This is a genomic window from Tropicibacter alexandrii (genome assembly GCF_003667315.2).
Classification (GTDB): Bacteria; Pseudomonadota; Alphaproteobacteria; order Rhodobacterales; family Rhodobacteraceae; genus Tropicibacter; species Tropicibacter alexandrii.
Genome location: NZ_RCTZ02000083.1, coordinates 1 through 209, shown reverse-complemented (window position 1 = coordinate 209; position 209 = coordinate 1). Strand labels below are relative to the sequence as shown.

Annotated in this window: 1 protein-coding gene; it reads right to left on the bottom strand. The window is 60.8% G+C overall.

The annotated features are described in order from the left end of the window. Window positions 1-209, bottom strand: a 209-nt coding sequence (locus D8Z78_RS24445; protein ID WP_164933095.1) for an AMP-binding protein, incomplete at both ends; no start/stop codon positions are given.

Sequence of the window (209 nt, the reverse complement as noted above, 5' to 3'; positions counted from 1 at the left end):
CATTTCGTTACGAATTCGTCACCCTGGCCCATCAGCGCGCGAATCGCCGTCGGCGCGGTGTAGAACTGGTTGACCTTATGCTTCTCGCAGACCTGCCAGAAGCGGCTGGCATCGGGATAGGTCGGCACGCCCTCGAACATCAGCGTGGTCGCGCCATTGGCCAGCGGCCCATAGATGATGTAGGAGTGACCCGTCACCCACCCAACATC